Below are 14,316 nucleotides of genomic sequence, written 5' to 3'. Positions count from 1 at the left end.
GCTTCGACTGTACTTAGCGTATAAAGCTGCGAAGTTGCAAACTTCGCAGAGCAGAGAATTTTAAGATATTCCAAGACTTTGACTAAATATTATTTTCCATTTTCCATCACGCTTTTCAAAAAGCATTAAAATGGTTTCTCCTGAATTTTTTTCTACTATACCAGAAACAAGTAACGCGGCCTTTGATAGATTTTTATCAAAAGCTACTCTTGAAAAGGATAGTAATAAACTAAAATCTTCCCCAAATGAATAGGTGAGATTTTCGTAATCTACAGGATATTCAATTATATTATATGTTTTACTTAATTCTAATGCATTAAAATTAATTTTCTGGGTATTTTCAAAGCTTTCAAGGTCTTTTAAAATTTGAGAGTGTTCTTGAAATTTCGTAGAATATTTGATTTTCAGAGGTCTTAAAATAGGATCTATGGCTAACACATAATTCTTTGGATTCTTTATTTTAAGAAACGTATTACGTGCTTTGATACTATCTTTTTGAGTGATTCCGGGAAACGGTGGCGGATAGAGAATGTTTGTGGTATCTGTTTCACTAGCCAGAACATCCTGAATTGCTATTGAAAGTACTTCATGTATCTCTTTTTCTACTTTATTCTGAGCGGAACAATTCGTAGTCATACATAAAATAAAATACCCGAAAATCACTATTTTTAAATTAAGCATGATTTCAATAAATAGATTTGTGTATATCCGTTTTCTATCCTAAAATCTTTTTGTCACGCTGAATTTATTTCACGGTCTCAATATGACCTAGATTTGAAATGAGATTCTGAAACAAGTTCAGAATGACGTCTTTTTTTAGTTTAGGATACACTACGAACAAACAATTAGAATTTTTTTTAAACGTATAAATTCTAATGCCATTAAGATCCTGCGACTCCGATAACATCAGATATGGTCCACTTTTTTCCGTTTTTGTCTAATACTACATAGAAGGTCATACCAGCATAACGAGAATGATCATTACTCACGTAAAGTAGAGCCTTATCAGAGGTTTTGTTCATTAAAATTTTACTAAAACTTACATAACGATCAATTTCCGGATGATTGGAGTAATCATTTATAGTTTGATCGAAGTTTTCTGAAACTGAAATAATATATTTTTCAGATTCAGCAGGCATCTCTCGCAAATTAATATAAAGCTTCTCTTTAAAATTTTCAATTTCAAAAACAAAGGAATGACTATCGGGAATTAAATCTAGATTATTAAAATCGAAAGAAACTGCATTCGGATTTACCAGAACTCTTAGTTTGGGAAGACTATCAGGTCTCTTGTCTAAAAATTCAAATTTTTTTCCCTTTTGATATTCTTCTGGTGTAGGGATTTTGTGTAATCTTTGATCAAACGTTGTCTGCTCAATAATATCTTCAAAAGTATCCTGAAAAATTTTATTTGTTTTTTTTTCATTTGGACTACAAATACCTAATAGAAAAATTAATCCAATTGAGAGTTTTTTAAAACCTGCCATTGCAATCGCTCGAGTAACTATCATGTGTAACTATATTGGTTAATGCCTTCAATTCATCTAATTCGGTTTGAGATATATAAGCAGGTACACCCCAATCTTCTAAACCTTGCCATGCAAAACCTTTATAATTTATAGAGTTTTGAGATTTTTTATCATATTCCCATAATCCAATTGAAATAGGATTAATAAATCTATTTGCCATGAAATAGTGTTCAGAATTGGTTGCAGCATAATTTGTACCACCATAACTTTCATACTGATTCCATAATTTCTTGAACCACGAATATAAGTCTGGTGGTAAAGAATTAGGCGAAGCATTCCCAGTAAGTATTATTCTGTGTAGTTCTGCATGAATTGCTTCGTGTAAAATAGTCTTCGCAAGTAAAATTGAATTTTCTGTAGAAGAATTTCTGGAATAAAATCTAATCGTTATAACATCTTCACTATTATTTGGTACTGGAGTTCTAGCAATTGCCGTATTTATATCATTACTTGTAGTAAACTTTAATCTGTAGTTACTTTTTGAGCCAGTAAAAGCTTCGGTTGTTTTACGGAATCAATTGTTGCCAGATGAAATCAATTCTTTTAAGACACAATCTGCTTTGGTATTTATAAAACTACTATCTTTCAATATTTCCCTAATAAGATCTATTTGTCCTCCATCTTTATGGGTACGGATAGCTTCTTCTGCAAAATTTTTCGATCCAATAGTAAAATCATAACCTTCTTTTTTACTTATCAAATACTGATAAATACTATTCTTCAATCTAGAATTATTTGAGTCCATATAATAACTTCTTAAATCGTATGGAAGCTGCGAGGTAAATTCTTTAAATTCTATTACATCATCGTCGGATGTTGCAGCTGTGAATCCCCCCGTATTCGTGGTTGTACTTCCACCAGTATCAGTATTAGTACCTGTAGATGTGGTCGTTTCACCTCCACCTCCACTATCTCTTAAGTAACACTCTTGACCTTGGTAAACAAAATTACAATCCCTTTCATAATCAGTCGGTGTTGATTCCATATTAATGTCCCAACCCGTACTTCCCCAACCTAGTTCTTCGCATATATAGTCCCAATCAGGAAAGCAAACTAGTTCCATGTCTTTTGATTGCTTTTCAACTATATGATATAGAATTTCTTCAAGATTTAAATTTAAAGGTTGGATTTCTGGTATTGATTTTTTCAGTATTATTGTTCTTTAAATCCGCTCTTGAAAACTTATATTTAATAAAATAGGAGTTGTATTCAGAATTTTCACTATTAAATCTTATTCCTATATTATATATAACATTCTTATTATTAGATGAAACAGGAATATTATAAGTATGGGTTAGAATTGTTTTAACATATTTAATGTTATCAAGATCCAATGAAAGGTTGGCTAACTCTTGATTCTTATTTTCAAAATTTTTATTTAATAAGTCATCATTAAGGCTTTTCAGCTCATTTGATATTAATTTTAATTCTTTCCTATTCTGAAAATTTTCAAATTTAATAGTTTCAACAACAATTGATTGCTCTTTCTCCTGTTCCTCTATTTCATCAACTGCACAACTTATAAATAGTAAGAGAATTAGAAATTGATAGATTTTCATATTTTAACGTATCTTGGTTAGTAATTTTTAAAAATATGAAATTTTTTATAATTTAATTTAACTTATTTAGTAATTCCGTGTTGCGAAGTTTGTAAGCTTCGCGGAGTAGAGATTATAGTTTAATTGCCATGCTTCGACTGCGCTCAGCATGACCGTTAGCTTTTAAATAGAATTATCGAATAGCAAGCTTGTTGCTTTTCGAAGTTACATTTTTATTAGAATCCAAAAAGAAATCAATCCTACCCAAATACAAGCCATAACAACCCACCTGATTCACCAATACATTTTTCCCTGCTTTATTTTTAACTGTAGTGGGTTTTTCTAAAAAAGTATGCGTGTGACCACCAATGATCAAATCGATATTTTGTGTGCTTTCAGCAATCTTGATATCCGAAATCTTGAGATTATCATATTTATAACCCAGATGTGAAAGGCAGATCACCAGGTCACACTTTTCATCATTTTTAAGGGTAGAACTCATATCTGTAGCAATCTCTATCGGATCCAGATATTTAGTTTCTTTATAGAGCTGCTTATTCACCAGGCCCTGCAATTCAACCCCCAGCCCGAAAATTCCAATTTTCACCCCGTCTTTTTGGATAATTCGATAGGCTTTGGTTTTGCCCTCCATGATCGTATTGGAAAAATCATAATTAGAACAAATAAAATCGAAGTTAGCATGCGGTAACTGGGCATGTAGTCCGTCAAGGCCATTATCGAAATCATGGTTGCCCAGGGTAGAGGCATCATATTTCAGTTTGCTCATCAATTTAAATTCCACTTCACCGCCATAAAAGTTGAAATAAGGCGTTCCCTGAAAAATATCTCCCGCATCGAGAAGCAGTGTATTTGGATTCTCTTTCCTAATTTTTTCGATCAAAGTTGCCCTTCTGGCCACACCTCCCATATTCGCATTACGTCCATCTTCAGGGCCAAAAGCTTCGATATGGCTGTGTACATCGTTGGTGTGCAGGATGGTAATGTGCTTTTCGTATGTCGGTTTAAAAGATAAACTGGATAAACCGCCCAATCCCACAAAAGCTGTAGCAGCCGCCGTATTTTGAATAAAATCCCTTCTTTTCATCGTTTAGTCTTTTGTATACCGGTTATCAATTTTGGCCTTTATGGTGTCGATTTTATTAAAATAATCGATCAACACCTTTCTAATTTTATAATCGATCTGGTAGCTATTCACCGGATTGCTGAAAAAGTTCATATTATCTCCACCCTGTTGCAAATAATCTGAAGTAGCTACAAAATAATTTCGGTTTTCATCGATACTTTTCCCCGCCACGGTGGCACTGTAAATCTTAAATTTTGAATCGGCTTTTAAATTGATCCCGCTAACCGGATGCGCCCTTTTTGCTTTCCCCAGATATTGAATCATTGCCCTGACCTTTTTTCCGGTTAGTTCCACCACCACGACCTCATTTTCAAAGGGCATTAAATTGTAAGCAGATCGCGCAGAAATATTTCCTTTTGGTAACTGCGAGCGGATCCCGCCATGATTCAGCAATACAAAATCGATATTTTCCCCGGTTCTGGATTTAAAAACAGGATTGGCAAGTTCCAAAACCGCATCAGCCATTAAATTTCCCAAAGCTGTATTCAAATCTCCGTCATTTTTATCTAAAGTTGAAGGATTGTAAGCGACTACGCTATCCAGCATGGCATCTAAATGATTCTTATAAGGTTCAATAAATGCCTTGATTTCAGTATCTTCTTCAAGCGATGCGTCTATCGCAATCCTTTCCGTTTTTGAACTTAGGTTAGCAAGTTTGGTTTGTTTACATGAAACTGTTCCCAGAAACAGGAGGAAGCAGAAAATTATTCTATAATAGGTCATGGAGAGGAATTATATTTTCAAATATAAACCGCATCTAAAAATAATTCCTGATTTATTCAGACTATAATTCCGCCGTGCAGTATTTCACAAATAAAATAAACCTGTTAAATTAAGATAAGGTCTAACTGTAAGCTAGATAGATTCGCTTTCAATTTTCATGGAAATATTTACATTTGCCCATCAATCTGGAACCCTAAATTCTATGAGTTCTAAGATTTTGGGCATATCCGGAATTTGTTTTCCGAAAAATTTAAAAATTATATTGAATGAAATCCTTTGTTGGTACAGGAGTCGCGCTAATTACACCTTTTAAAAAAGATCTTTCGGTAGATGTGGAAGCACTTCACAGGCTGGTTGATTATCAGGTGGAGAACGGAATAAATTATTTAGTGGCTTTAGGGACCACTGCGGAGAGTGCCACACTGTCTCAAAAAGAGAAGGAACTGGTAAAAGCGGAGGTAGTAAAGGCCAATCGCGGCAGGTTACCATTGGTTTTGGGTATTGGAGGGAATAACACCGGCGCGTTGGTTGAAGAATTAAAAAATTCAAATGTTGAGGGTTTTCAAGCGATCCTTTCAGTTTCCCCATATTATAATAAACCCACCCAGGAAGGGATTTTCAGGCATTTTGTAGAGATTTCCAAAGCCTCGCCACTTCCGGTCATTGTGTATAATGTCCCCGGGAGAACTTCGTCTAATATTTTGCCAGATACGATCAATAGAATTGCCAGGCATTGCAAAAATGTAATTGGGGTGAAAGAAGCAGCCGGAGATGTGGTGCAGGCCATGCGACTTATAAGTATGGTTCCAAAAGATTTCCTGGTAATTTCCGGAGATGATATGGTGACTTTGCCTATGATCCTTGCGGGCGGGAAAGGAGTGATCTCAGTGATTGGCCAGGGATTTCCCAAAGAATTTTCAGAAATGGTGCAGGAAGGTTTGCATGGAAATGTGGAAAAAGCCTACAAACTTCACTACAAAATTGCACCTTCTATAGATTTGATCTTTGCTGAAGGAAATCCTGCAGGCATAAAATCTTTACTGGCAAAAAAGGAAATTTCAGAAAACTACGTAAGGCTTCCTTTAGTGGAAGCAACTGAAGATTTACAACAAAAAATTTCCGATTTCGTTTCCCTATTTTAATTTTCAGCAAAACTTTTAAAATTAAACTTTGCTCTTTTCAGCAATAAATCCTTTAAATATGGGTTATTGGATGGGAATAGGAAAGTTTTTTTTATAGTAACAAAAAATGTATTTTTGCCAGATGTTTTTACGAATCATGAAAAAAGGTATTTTAATTTTGAGTGTGGCCCTGATGATGCTGTCTTGCGGCGAATATCAGGATGTACTTAAAAGTAAAGATTCTGCGGTCAAATATCAAATGGCCGAAAAGCTTTATACGGAAGGAAAAGCTGAAGAAGACAAATCTAAACTGCGTAAAGCACTTAGGTTATTTGAGCAGATAATACCTGAATTTCGTGGAAAACCGCAGGGACAGAGAGTGGTATTCCTGCTTGCTGATACCTATTTTCTATTAGGCGATTATTTTCTTTCTCCTTTTGAGTTTGAAAGATTTAACCAATTATATCCTGATAGTGATAAGGCTGAAGAAGCCAAGTTTAAAGAAGCCGCCAGTTACTATTACCGTTCTCCAAGATTCAATTTGGATCAAACGGATACCGACAAGGCAATTGAAGAATTGCAAACTTATTTGAATACCTATCCTGAAGGTGAAAATGCGGAACTGGCCAATACCATGGCGACAGAACTCCGTATAAAACTGGAGAAAAAAGCCTACGAGATTGCCAAGCAATATCACCATACGGAATATTATAAAGCGGCAATTGCTGCATTTAATAATTTCCTGGCAGATTATCCCGGCTCGCCCTTTAGAGAGGCAGCTTATTATTATCGTGCAGAATCAGCTTATTTGCTTGCCATCAATAGCGTTCCGTATTTAATGGAAACACGATTGAACGAAGCAAAGGAATTATACAGTACATATAACAAATATTATCCGGAAGGAGAATATTCAGCCCAAACCGCAGATTATTCTGCAGATATAGACACAAGGTTACAGAATTTTTAATACTAGGTATGATGGATTTTAAAAAAATTGATGCACCGGTTAACACCACTACGATCAACAAGAACGAAATTGATGAACCCACCGGGAATATTTACGAGGCGATTTCAATTATTTCAAAAAGAGCGACTCAAATTAATTCTGAAATAAAAAAAGAATTATTAGAAAAGCTTGATGAATTTGCTACTTACAACGATTCTTTAGATGAGATATTTGAAAATAAAGAGCAAATCGAAGTTTCAAAATTTTACGAGAGATTACCCAAGCCACAAGCTCTGGCTACTCAGGAATGGCTGGAGGATAAGATCTATTATCGCAACACCATAGATTCTGAAGATTAGAAAATAATATGTCTGTACTAAAAGGCAAAAAAGTTTTATTGGGCATTACCGCCGGTATTGCTGCATATAAAACTGCTGGTCTGGTACGTCTTTTTATAAAATCTGGCGCAGAGGTCAAGGTAATTATGACACCTGCGGCAAAAGATTTTATAACACCACTTACGCTTTCAACACTTTCTAAAAATGAAGTGTATTCTTCTTTTACTAATGAAGAAGATGAGAATGCGACCTGGAACAACCACGTAGAATTCGGCCTTTGGGCCGATTTTATGTTAATAGCCCCCGCGACGGCCAATACACTTTCCAAAATGGCAGCGGGTACCAGCGATAATTTATTATTGGCGACCTATCTTTCGGCAAAATGTCCCGTATATTTTGCTCCGGCGATGGATCTGGATATGTTTCAGCATCCATCCACAAAAAACAGTTTTGCTACCCTTAAATCCTACGGAAATATAATAATACCCGCGGGAACAGGTGAACTGGCCAGTGGATTGCATGGAGAAGGTAGAATGGCAGAGCCGGAAGAAATAGTAAAGTTTATCGAAGATGATCTTTTCGCTAAACTTCCTCTAAAGCATAAGAAATTCCTGATTACCGCAGGTCCCACATACGAGGCCATTGATCCTGTTCGTTTTATTGGGAATCATTCCAGTGGAAAAATGGGTTATGAAATTGCTAAAACTGCACTTCAATTAGGGGCTGAAGTAGTTCTAATTTCAGGTCCTACTTCTATGGCACTGGAACATGAAAACCTGAAAATTATTCAGGTAAATACAGCTCAGGAAATGTTGCGGGAAGCTGAAAATTATTTCGATGAGGTTGATGTATTTATTGCTGCAGCAGCGGTAGCCGATTATCGTCCTGCTTCAGTTGCTTCAGAAAAAATTAAAAAAGCTGATACTCATCTAACGATTGAACTGGTTAAGAATCCGGATATTTTGGCTACTTTGGGTAAAAGAAAAAAAGATCAGATAGTGATTGGCTTTGCCCTTGAAACCGAAAATGGGGTAGAGAACGCACGAAAAAAATTAGAAGCTAAAAACCTTGATTTTATTGTATTAAATTCCCTGAAGGATAAAGGTGCAGGATTTAAAAAGGATACGAATAAGATCTCCATTATTTATCCAGGTTCCATTAAAGAATTTGATCTAAAATCTAAAACTGAAGTTGCCGCCGATATTATAAATGAATTAATTCCTTTGCTAAATGCGTAAAATACTTAGCGTTTTATTGTTTGCATTTTGTATCCAGGTTTCTACAGCGCAACAAATCAATTGTGAGATTATTCTCAACGCTGAACAAACCGGGCAGGCCAATCTTTCGGTTTTTAAAACCCTGCAGCGGGCACTTAACGAATTTGTAAACCAAACCAGCTGGACAGGTACACCGGTGAAAGATCACGAGCGCATACAATGCAGCATGTTTATCACTATTTCAAAATTTGAAGGTGAGAATTTCAATGGTTCCATCCAGATTCAATCTTCCAGACCTGTTTATGGAACCTCTTTGATCACTCCGGTTTTCAACTTCAGCGATGAGCAGTTAGCATTTAGTTACCGGGAATATCAGCCGTTAAATTATAGTCAGAATACATATACCAATAACCTCGTCTCGGTAATTTCTTTTTATATCTATACGATTTTGGGAATGGATGCCGATACCTTTTCACCCATGGGCGGTACACCCTATTTTGAAGAAGCAAACAGGATCGTTACCACCGCGCAGCAGGGAAATAGTCAGGGTTGGAAAGGTTCTGATGGACAGCGATCCCGATATCGCTTAAATACAGATCTTCTGGCCAACACCTATGCTGAATATCGTGAAGCGTTATATGATTATCATCGTCTAGGTCTGGATGTGATGCATGAAGATATCGTAGCCGGCAAAACAGCGATTGCTGAAACTATGGAAAAACTGGAGGTCATGAACCGTCGCAGGAACAATAGTTTATTGTTGAGGGTGTTTTTTGATGCTAAAGCTGATGAGGTTGGGCAAATTTATTCATCGGGGCCCCCCATCAATAAAAATGAACTTATTGAGACGCTGAATAATATTGCGCCACGGTATTCTAAAAATTGGCGGGCTATTCAGTAGATTTTTGGTTGATTACGAATTTTTTCTCCCTTATATTTAGGGCAAATTTTTTAGCATTTGCTTACTTCCCTTACTATTAAGAATTACGCTTTAATTGAAGACATCAATATTGGTCTTTCTAATGGGTTTACCATTATTACCGGGGAGACCGGAGCGGGAAAATCTATTATGCTTGGCGCTTTAGGACTTTTGTTAGGAGATCGTGCCGACTTTAGTTCCATTCGTGATACCAGTAAAAAATGTGTGATCGAGGGCAGCTTTCAAATTTCTAATTATAACCTGCAATCCTTTTTTGGGAAGGAAAATCTGGATTATGAAAACCAGAGTATCATTCGTCGGGAAATATTGCCATCAGGAAAATCCCGGGCTTTTATCAATGATACTCCGGTCAAGATTTCAGCATTGCAAAAATTGGGAAGCTCTTTGATTGATATCCATAGTCAGCATGAAACCCTAAGTTTAGGAAATATCGATTATCAGTTTAATGTGATTGATACGATCGCAAAAAACGAGTCGGTTATCCTGGAATACAAAAATGAATTAAAAACTTATCGTAACCTGTTGAAGAGGTTGGATATTTTGAAGGATCAACAGGCCAACGCGGCAAGGGAATATGATTATAATTTATTTTTACTGAAGGAACTGGAAGATGCAAAATTAACTCCAGGAATGCAGGAGGATTTGGAGGAACGTTTTGAGGCTTTGAACAATGTAGAAGAACTTACTGAGAATCTTAGTGAGGCTATAAATTTATTACAGCAGGAAGAAATTGGGAGTTTAGAAAGCCTGAAAAATACGAAAGTACACTTACAGCGACTGGTCAAATTCTCTTCAAATTATGAAAATTTAAATGCGCGTCTGGAAAGCGTTATTATTGAGTTGGGTGATCTTGAAGATGAACTGACTATGGCTCTGGAAAAAGTGGAAGCCAATCCTGAAGAATTGGAATTCATCAATCAAAGATTAAAAGTTCTTTATAACCTTCAGAAAAAACATAATGCTGAAAATGTAGAAGAACTTCTTATTATTCTGAATGAACTTCAGCAAAAAATTTCAGTGACCGAAAATGCTGAAGCGGAACTAAAAGAAGCGGAAAAAGAGATTACGAAACAGGTTTTAGTTTTGGAAGATGTTTCAAAACTTTTGCATGAAAACAGAAAAAAAATCATTCCCACTTTTATAGAGCAAACGGAATTAATCCTTAAAGATCTTGGAATGCCGAATGCCAGGCTGGATATTGTTTTAAATTCAGAAAAAGAATTTCTTAGCAATGGAAAAGATAAACTCGAATGGTTGCTTGCCGCGAACAAAGGCGGAAGTTTTAAAGAAATTAAAAAGGCGGCATCTGGCGGGGAACTTTCCAGGATCATGCTGGCGGTAAAAAGTATCCTGGCCGCTCAAAGCAACTTGCCTACCATTATTTTTGATGAGATCGATACCGGGGTAAGTGGCGAAATTGCGCAAAAAATGGGCGAAATATTGCAAAAAATGGGTGCCAGTATGCAGGTTATTGCCATTACGCATCTACCGCAGATTGCCGGAAAAGGCGCCACTCACTTCAAAATTTTCAAGGAAGATAGTGATGTGGCTACGCAAACTAAGATCGTGGAACTTCATGAAGATGCAAGAATTGAGGAGCTGGCTTTAATGCTTGGTGGAAATGCTAAAAGTGAATCGGCTCGTGCACATGCGAAGGCTTTGTTGAATTAATTAGCTAAAAGCTAAAAGCTAAAAGTGAAAATTTCAAAGTAAAAAGATACCGTCACTGCGAAGGAGCATAGCGACTGAAGCAGTCTCATGATTCAAGGAAAAGTGGAGATTGCTTCACTTTGCTCGCAATGACTTTGCAGAGTTTAAAGTTCAAGATTCAAAATTCTAGGTTGAAAGTTGAAAGTTGGAGACTGGAGACTGGAGGCTGGTTGTTGGAAGTAGAAAAGTTCAAAGTAAGAAGATACGGTCACTGCGAAGGAGCATAGCGACTGAAGCAGTCCCATGATTGAAGGAAAAGTAGAGATTGCTTCGCTTCGCTCGCAAATGATTTTCTAGAGTTCAAGATTCAAGGTTCAAGGTTTTAAAGTTGAAGGCCGAAGACAGGAAAAATGCCCTCAATTTTAAAAGTCCTTGCGTTTGGCCATCCTGTAAATTATTCCGGTCGGGATCAATACCCACAGTACCAACATGCCAGTAGAAAGTATCAAGCCAAGGTTTGTACCAAAGAACTTTTGAAAAACAGCGCCGGTATATCCCAAAAGTGCCGAAATATCCAGTTTCAATAAAATGAGTACCCGCGAAAGGTCCACGGGGTTTAACATAGTGGCGGCGAGGGAAAATTTATCCAGGGGGTAATCTTCAAAATAAATCAAGGACATAAGGAACAGTCCGTCATAGATCACCGCCATAAAGAGCCATAGCAAAATTGCATAACCAAAACCTTTGATCTTGTTTTCATTGGCCAAAGCAATCACAAATGCCAGCGCGGTAAAAATAAAAGTAAGGAGTGCCCCGGTAATCAATAATAACGAAAAGTCCCAAATCGCGCTGCTGTTAAAAATTCCGTAGAAAACAAAGGGCAGCCCCAGGCCAATTACCAAACTCATAGCCAGTGAAAAGGCCACCCCAAAATACTGCCCTAAAAAGATGGAACTCCGTTTTACCGGTTGGGCGAGCAAGAGTTCGGTAAATTCCCGGGAATTATAATAATACATAACCCCAAAAATAGTCCCGATTAATGGTACCAGGATAATGATCACATTCATTAATGTTATTACGGCTTTGGAAAGGTCGTTGTTTAGAAACAAGAGTACGATCCCCAATAACAGGTAAAAGAGAAAATATACGTAGCTCCAGCGGCTACGCACCAGGTCAAAAAAACTGTATTTTAATATTTTAAACATCACTTGTAGTTAAAATGGAGGCAATGGCATGTTCAAAGTCGGGCTGTTCGGTTTTGGCCTTTAACTCACGAATACTGCCTTTAAAATAAATTTTCCCTTCCAGGAGAAATACAATCTCATCAGCGATTTCTTCCACAAAACCCATAATATGGGAAGTGATAAGGATGGTTTTTTCTTTGACTTTTTCAGCTTTTATGAGCTCTTTTAAGCGGAGGTAAGAGATGGGATCTAATCCCGATGTAGGTTCGTCCAGGATAATCAACGGACTATCGAACATAAATGTAAGCACCAAATTCACTTTTTGTTTGGTGCCGCCGGAAAGGTTGCTTAATTTCTTGTTCATAAAAGGCGCTAAACGGAAGAGCTCGATTAAATGCTGGTCTTCAGCTTTTTTTCCTGCGCGCAGGTCCTTAATCATATTAATGAGTTCCTTTACCTTTAAATTCCCCGGAAAATTGGCAATTTGCGGCAGGTAATTGATTTCATTACGATATTTCCACTGGTTCCTAACTATTTCCCCCGATATTTTGATATTTCCGGAATCAGGGATAACCATCCCTAAAATGCTTTTTATTAAAGTTGTTTTTCCTGAACCATTGGGTCCTAAAACGGCAAATATTCCACCTTGTTCGATTTCCAGGTCAATGCCGCTTAGCACGTGATTGGTGCCGAATTTTTTATGTAAATATTCAATTTGTACCATGGTGTATAGGTTTTAGCATTGGATTTTTGTCTACAAGATTATCTGGTGTGAAAATGGGGGAGACCTTTTCAGAAAAATCAATAATATCGATAAATAGACTGCGTAATAAAATGATGGTTTCCGGGGTGCGGTTCACGATATATGAAAATAGTTTCACCGGCCGGTAGGGTACATCACCAATCCCATTTCGGTTTAAATCGTAACCGGTATAGTTGCTCCAGTAATTGCCTTCAAATTTATTATCGTTGAGCCTGCTATTGTATGAAACATCAAAGGAATTATAGAGAAAATTGTTCTCCTTAAAAATGTTATTATAACAGGCCCCGCGCACTTTTAGCGCCCAACCATTATTTTTAAAATCGTTGTGGAAATAATTTACCCGATTGGAACCTTCAACATTGATGCCCACGGTATTTTCTTCAAAGACGTTATTAATTATTTCAGAATCGTTTATTTCCTTCAGCAACAAGCCAAAAGAAGCAGTTCCCCAGTTTTTTCTGAAAGTATTGCCTTCCATTTTAATGAACTTAGAAAACATCACTGCCACGCCCGCACCATTGTTTTCAAAAAGGTTGTTTACATAGGTGTCATGGTTTGAAAACATAAAATGCAGGCCATAGCGGAGGTTGTTTGAACTAATATTATTGCTGATAGTGATTTCATCTGAAAATTCTAAATATATCCCGTCCCTTACTTTTTTAACTTTATTTCCCCGAACTTCCACATTCTTGCAGTGCCAAAGCTGAATCCCATTTCCAGAACTGAATTCTTCCACCGCATCCCCAATTATTGTATTGTTTAGGATTTTGCCGTTATTGGCTTTTTCCAAATAAATCCCGAAGAAGAGCCGCTCCAGTGTTAAATTCTGAAGCAGGAAATTTTCACTTTTAACCACGCGTACCGCGGCAAAATCTGTGGTATAGCTAGTTCCTACGTTTATAATGTGTAGCCCATCTATAGTCACATTATCAGCCTGGATGGTGATGATCTCCCCTTTATTTTCTCCGTCTATCACTGGATTGCCCTCGGCAATAATAGTTATGGGTTTGGTGATCCCGATATTATATTCCTTATAAGTGCCTTTTTTTACCAAAATAGTATCAAAATCCTTTGCTATTTCTACGGCTCCTGTGATGGAAGTAAATTCACAGGAGGCGCATACCTCCAGGTTTTGTGCGAAGGATGGCGAAAGCGAAAGCTGCAGAAAAATAAATGCTATGTAAAACAGGTTTTTCATTATACAGGACGAAATTACAAGCTGC

Annotated in this window: 16 protein-coding genes; 6 read left to right on the top strand and 10 right to left on the bottom strand. The window is 36.8% G+C overall.

Annotated elements, in window-relative coordinates; translation table 11 throughout:
- Positions 1-60 precede the first annotated feature (60 nt).
- The 7 genes from DHD80_RS17860 to DHD80_RS17830 form a co-directional block, all read right to left on the bottom strand.
- Complete coding sequence (locus tag DHD80_RS17860; protein WP_251742829.1) at positions 61-681, bottom strand: hypothetical protein; 621 nt, start codon at positions 679-681, stop codon at positions 61-63.
- Positions 682-881: 200 nt separating this feature from the next.
- On the bottom strand, positions 882-1,511 hold the full coding sequence (locus DHD80_RS17855; protein ID WP_251742828.1) for a hypothetical protein: 630 nt from the start codon (positions 1,509-1,511) through the stop codon (positions 882-884).
- Complete coding sequence (locus DHD80_RS17850; RefSeq protein WP_251742827.1) at positions 1,474-1,689, bottom strand: hypothetical protein; 216 nt, start codon at positions 1,687-1,689, stop codon at positions 1,474-1,476. The genes DHD80_RS17855 and DHD80_RS17850 overlap by 38 nt, the downstream gene beginning before the upstream one ends.
- A gap of 354 nt (positions 1,690-2,043) precedes the next feature.
- Complete coding sequence (locus DHD80_RS17845) at positions 2,044-2,592, bottom strand: hypothetical protein (protein WP_251742826.1); 549 nt, start codon at positions 2,590-2,592, stop codon at positions 2,044-2,046.
- A 40-nt stretch (positions 2,593-2,632) separates the two neighbouring features.
- The gene (locus DHD80_RS17840; RefSeq protein WP_251742825.1) at positions 2,633-3,088 is read right to left on the bottom strand and encodes a hypothetical protein; all 456 of its coding nucleotides are present in this window, start codon (positions 3,086-3,088) and stop codon (positions 2,633-2,635) included.
- A 172-nt stretch (positions 3,089-3,260) separates the two neighbouring features.
- The gene (locus tag DHD80_RS17835; protein ID WP_251742824.1) at positions 3,261-4,172 is read right to left on the bottom strand and encodes a metallophosphatase; all 912 of its coding nucleotides are present in this window, start codon (positions 4,170-4,172) and stop codon (positions 3,261-3,263) included.
- 3 nt (positions 4,173-4,175) lie between these two features.
- Complete coding sequence (locus DHD80_RS17830) at positions 4,176-4,934, bottom strand: 5'-nucleotidase C-terminal domain-containing protein (RefSeq protein ID WP_251742823.1); 759 nt, start codon at positions 4,932-4,934, stop codon at positions 4,176-4,178.
- A 266-nt stretch (positions 4,935-5,200) separates the two neighbouring features.
- On the opposite strand from DHD80_RS17830, the gene dapA reads away from it, so the two are divergent.
- From dapA to recN, 6 genes are all read left to right on the top strand, one after another.
- Positions 5,201-6,076 (top strand): 4-hydroxy-tetrahydrodipicolinate synthase, encoded by an 876-nt coding sequence (dapA, locus tag DHD80_RS17825; RefSeq protein ID WP_251742822.1) that lies wholly within the window; start codon positions 5,201-5,203, stop codon positions 6,074-6,076.
- Positions 6,077-6,212: 136 nt separating this feature from the next.
- Positions 6,213-7,022, top strand: coding sequence for an outer membrane protein assembly factor BamD (gene bamD, locus DHD80_RS17820; protein WP_251742821.1), 810 nt, complete (start codon positions 6,213-6,215; stop codon positions 7,020-7,022).
- A gap of 11 nt (positions 7,023-7,033) precedes the next feature.
- Positions 7,034-7,360, top strand: coding sequence for a DNA-directed RNA polymerase subunit omega (locus tag DHD80_RS17815; protein WP_251742857.1), 327 nt, complete (start codon positions 7,034-7,036; stop codon positions 7,358-7,360).
- Between the two features lie 8 nt (positions 7,361-7,368).
- Positions 7,369-8,577: a bifunctional phosphopantothenoylcysteine decarboxylase/phosphopantothenate--cysteine ligase CoaBC gene (coaBC, locus tag DHD80_RS17810; RefSeq protein WP_251742820.1), complete on the top strand. Its 1,209-nt coding sequence runs from the start codon at positions 7,369-7,371 to the stop codon at positions 8,575-8,577.
- Entirely contained in the window at positions 8,570-9,457 is an 888-nt protein-coding gene (locus DHD80_RS17805) for a DUF4835 family protein (RefSeq protein ID WP_251742819.1), read from the top strand. Before coaBC ends, DHD80_RS17805 begins: the two co-directional genes overlap by 8 nt.
- 57 nt (positions 9,458-9,514) lie before the next feature.
- The gene (gene recN / locus DHD80_RS17800) at positions 9,515-11,167 is read left to right on the top strand and encodes a DNA repair protein RecN (protein WP_251742818.1); all 1,653 of its coding nucleotides are present in this window, start codon (positions 9,515-9,517) and stop codon (positions 11,165-11,167) included.
- Between the two features lie 401 nt (positions 11,168-11,568).
- On the opposite strand, the gene DHD80_RS17795 is transcribed toward recN, so the two are convergent.
- The 3 genes from DHD80_RS17795 to DHD80_RS17785 are packed head-to-tail and all read right to left on the bottom strand — an operon-like array spanning position 11,569 to position 14,291.
- Entirely contained in the window at positions 11,569-12,351 is a 783-nt protein-coding gene (locus DHD80_RS17795; RefSeq protein WP_251742817.1) for an ABC transporter permease, read from the bottom strand.
- The gene (locus tag DHD80_RS17790; protein WP_251742816.1) at positions 12,344-13,054 is read right to left on the bottom strand and encodes an ABC transporter ATP-binding protein; all 711 of its coding nucleotides are present in this window, start codon (positions 13,052-13,054) and stop codon (positions 12,344-12,346) included. Before DHD80_RS17790 ends, DHD80_RS17795 begins: the two co-directional genes overlap by 8 nt.
- Positions 13,041-14,291 (bottom strand): nitrous oxide reductase family maturation protein NosD, encoded by a 1,251-nt coding sequence (locus tag DHD80_RS17785; protein WP_251742815.1) that lies wholly within the window; start codon positions 14,289-14,291, stop codon positions 13,041-13,043. The genes DHD80_RS17790 and DHD80_RS17785 overlap by 14 nt, the downstream gene beginning before the upstream one ends.
- Positions 14,292-14,316 lie beyond the last annotated feature (25 nt).

Source organism: Gramella sp. AN32 (assembly GCF_023718305.1).
Taxonomy (GTDB): Bacteria; Bacteroidota; Bacteroidia; order Flavobacteriales; family Flavobacteriaceae; genus Christiangramia; species Christiangramia antarctica.
This window is presented reverse-complemented; position numbering and strand designations above follow the sequence as displayed.

Coding starts and splice junctions, on each gene's coding strand:
- DHD80_RS17860 (WP_251742829.1), bottom strand. CDS start 681: ATGCTTAATTTAAAAATAGTGATTTTCGGGTATTTTATTTTATGTATG.
- DHD80_RS17855 (WP_251742828.1), bottom strand. CDS start 1,511: ATGATAGTTACTCGAGCGATTGCAATGGCAGGTTTTAAAAAACTCTCA.
- DHD80_RS17850 (WP_251742827.1), bottom strand. CDS start 1,689: ATGGCAAATAGATTTATTAATCCTATTTCAATTGGATTATGGGAATAT.
- DHD80_RS17845 (WP_251742826.1), bottom strand. CDS start 2,592: ATGGAACTAGTTTGCTTTCCTGATTGGGACTATATATGCGAAGAACTA.
- DHD80_RS17840 (WP_251742825.1), bottom strand. CDS start 3,088: ATGAAAATCTATCAATTTCTAATTCTCTTACTATTTATAAGTTGTGCA.
- DHD80_RS17835 (WP_251742824.1), bottom strand. CDS start 4,172: ATGAAAAGAAGGGATTTTATTCAAAATACGGCGGCTGCTACAGCTTTT.
- DHD80_RS17830 (WP_251742823.1), bottom strand. CDS start 4,934: ATGACCTATTATAGAATAATTTTCTGCTTCCTCCTGTTTCTGGGAACA.
- dapA (WP_251742822.1), top strand. CDS start 5,201: ATGAAATCCTTTGTTGGTACAGGAGTCGCGCTAATTACACCTTTTAAA.
- bamD (WP_251742821.1), top strand. CDS start 6,213: ATGAAAAAAGGTATTTTAATTTTGAGTGTGGCCCTGATGATGCTGTCT.
- DHD80_RS17815 (WP_251742857.1), top strand. CDS start 7,034: ATGGATTTTAAAAAAATTGATGCACCGGTTAACACCACTACGATCAAC.
- coaBC (WP_251742820.1), top strand. CDS start 7,369: ATGTCTGTACTAAAAGGCAAAAAAGTTTTATTGGGCATTACCGCCGGT.
- DHD80_RS17805 (WP_251742819.1), top strand. CDS start 8,570: ATGCGTAAAATACTTAGCGTTTTATTGTTTGCATTTTGTATCCAGGTT.
- DHD80_RS17795 (WP_251742817.1), bottom strand. CDS start 12,351: ATGTTTAAAATATTAAAATACAGTTTTTTTGACCTGGTGCGTAGCCGC.
- DHD80_RS17790 (WP_251742816.1), bottom strand. CDS start 13,054: ATGGTACAAATTGAATATTTACATAAAAAATTCGGCACCAATCACGTG.
- DHD80_RS17785 (WP_251742815.1), bottom strand. CDS start 14,291: ATGAAAAACCTGTTTTACATAGCATTTATTTTTCTGCAGCTTTCGCTT.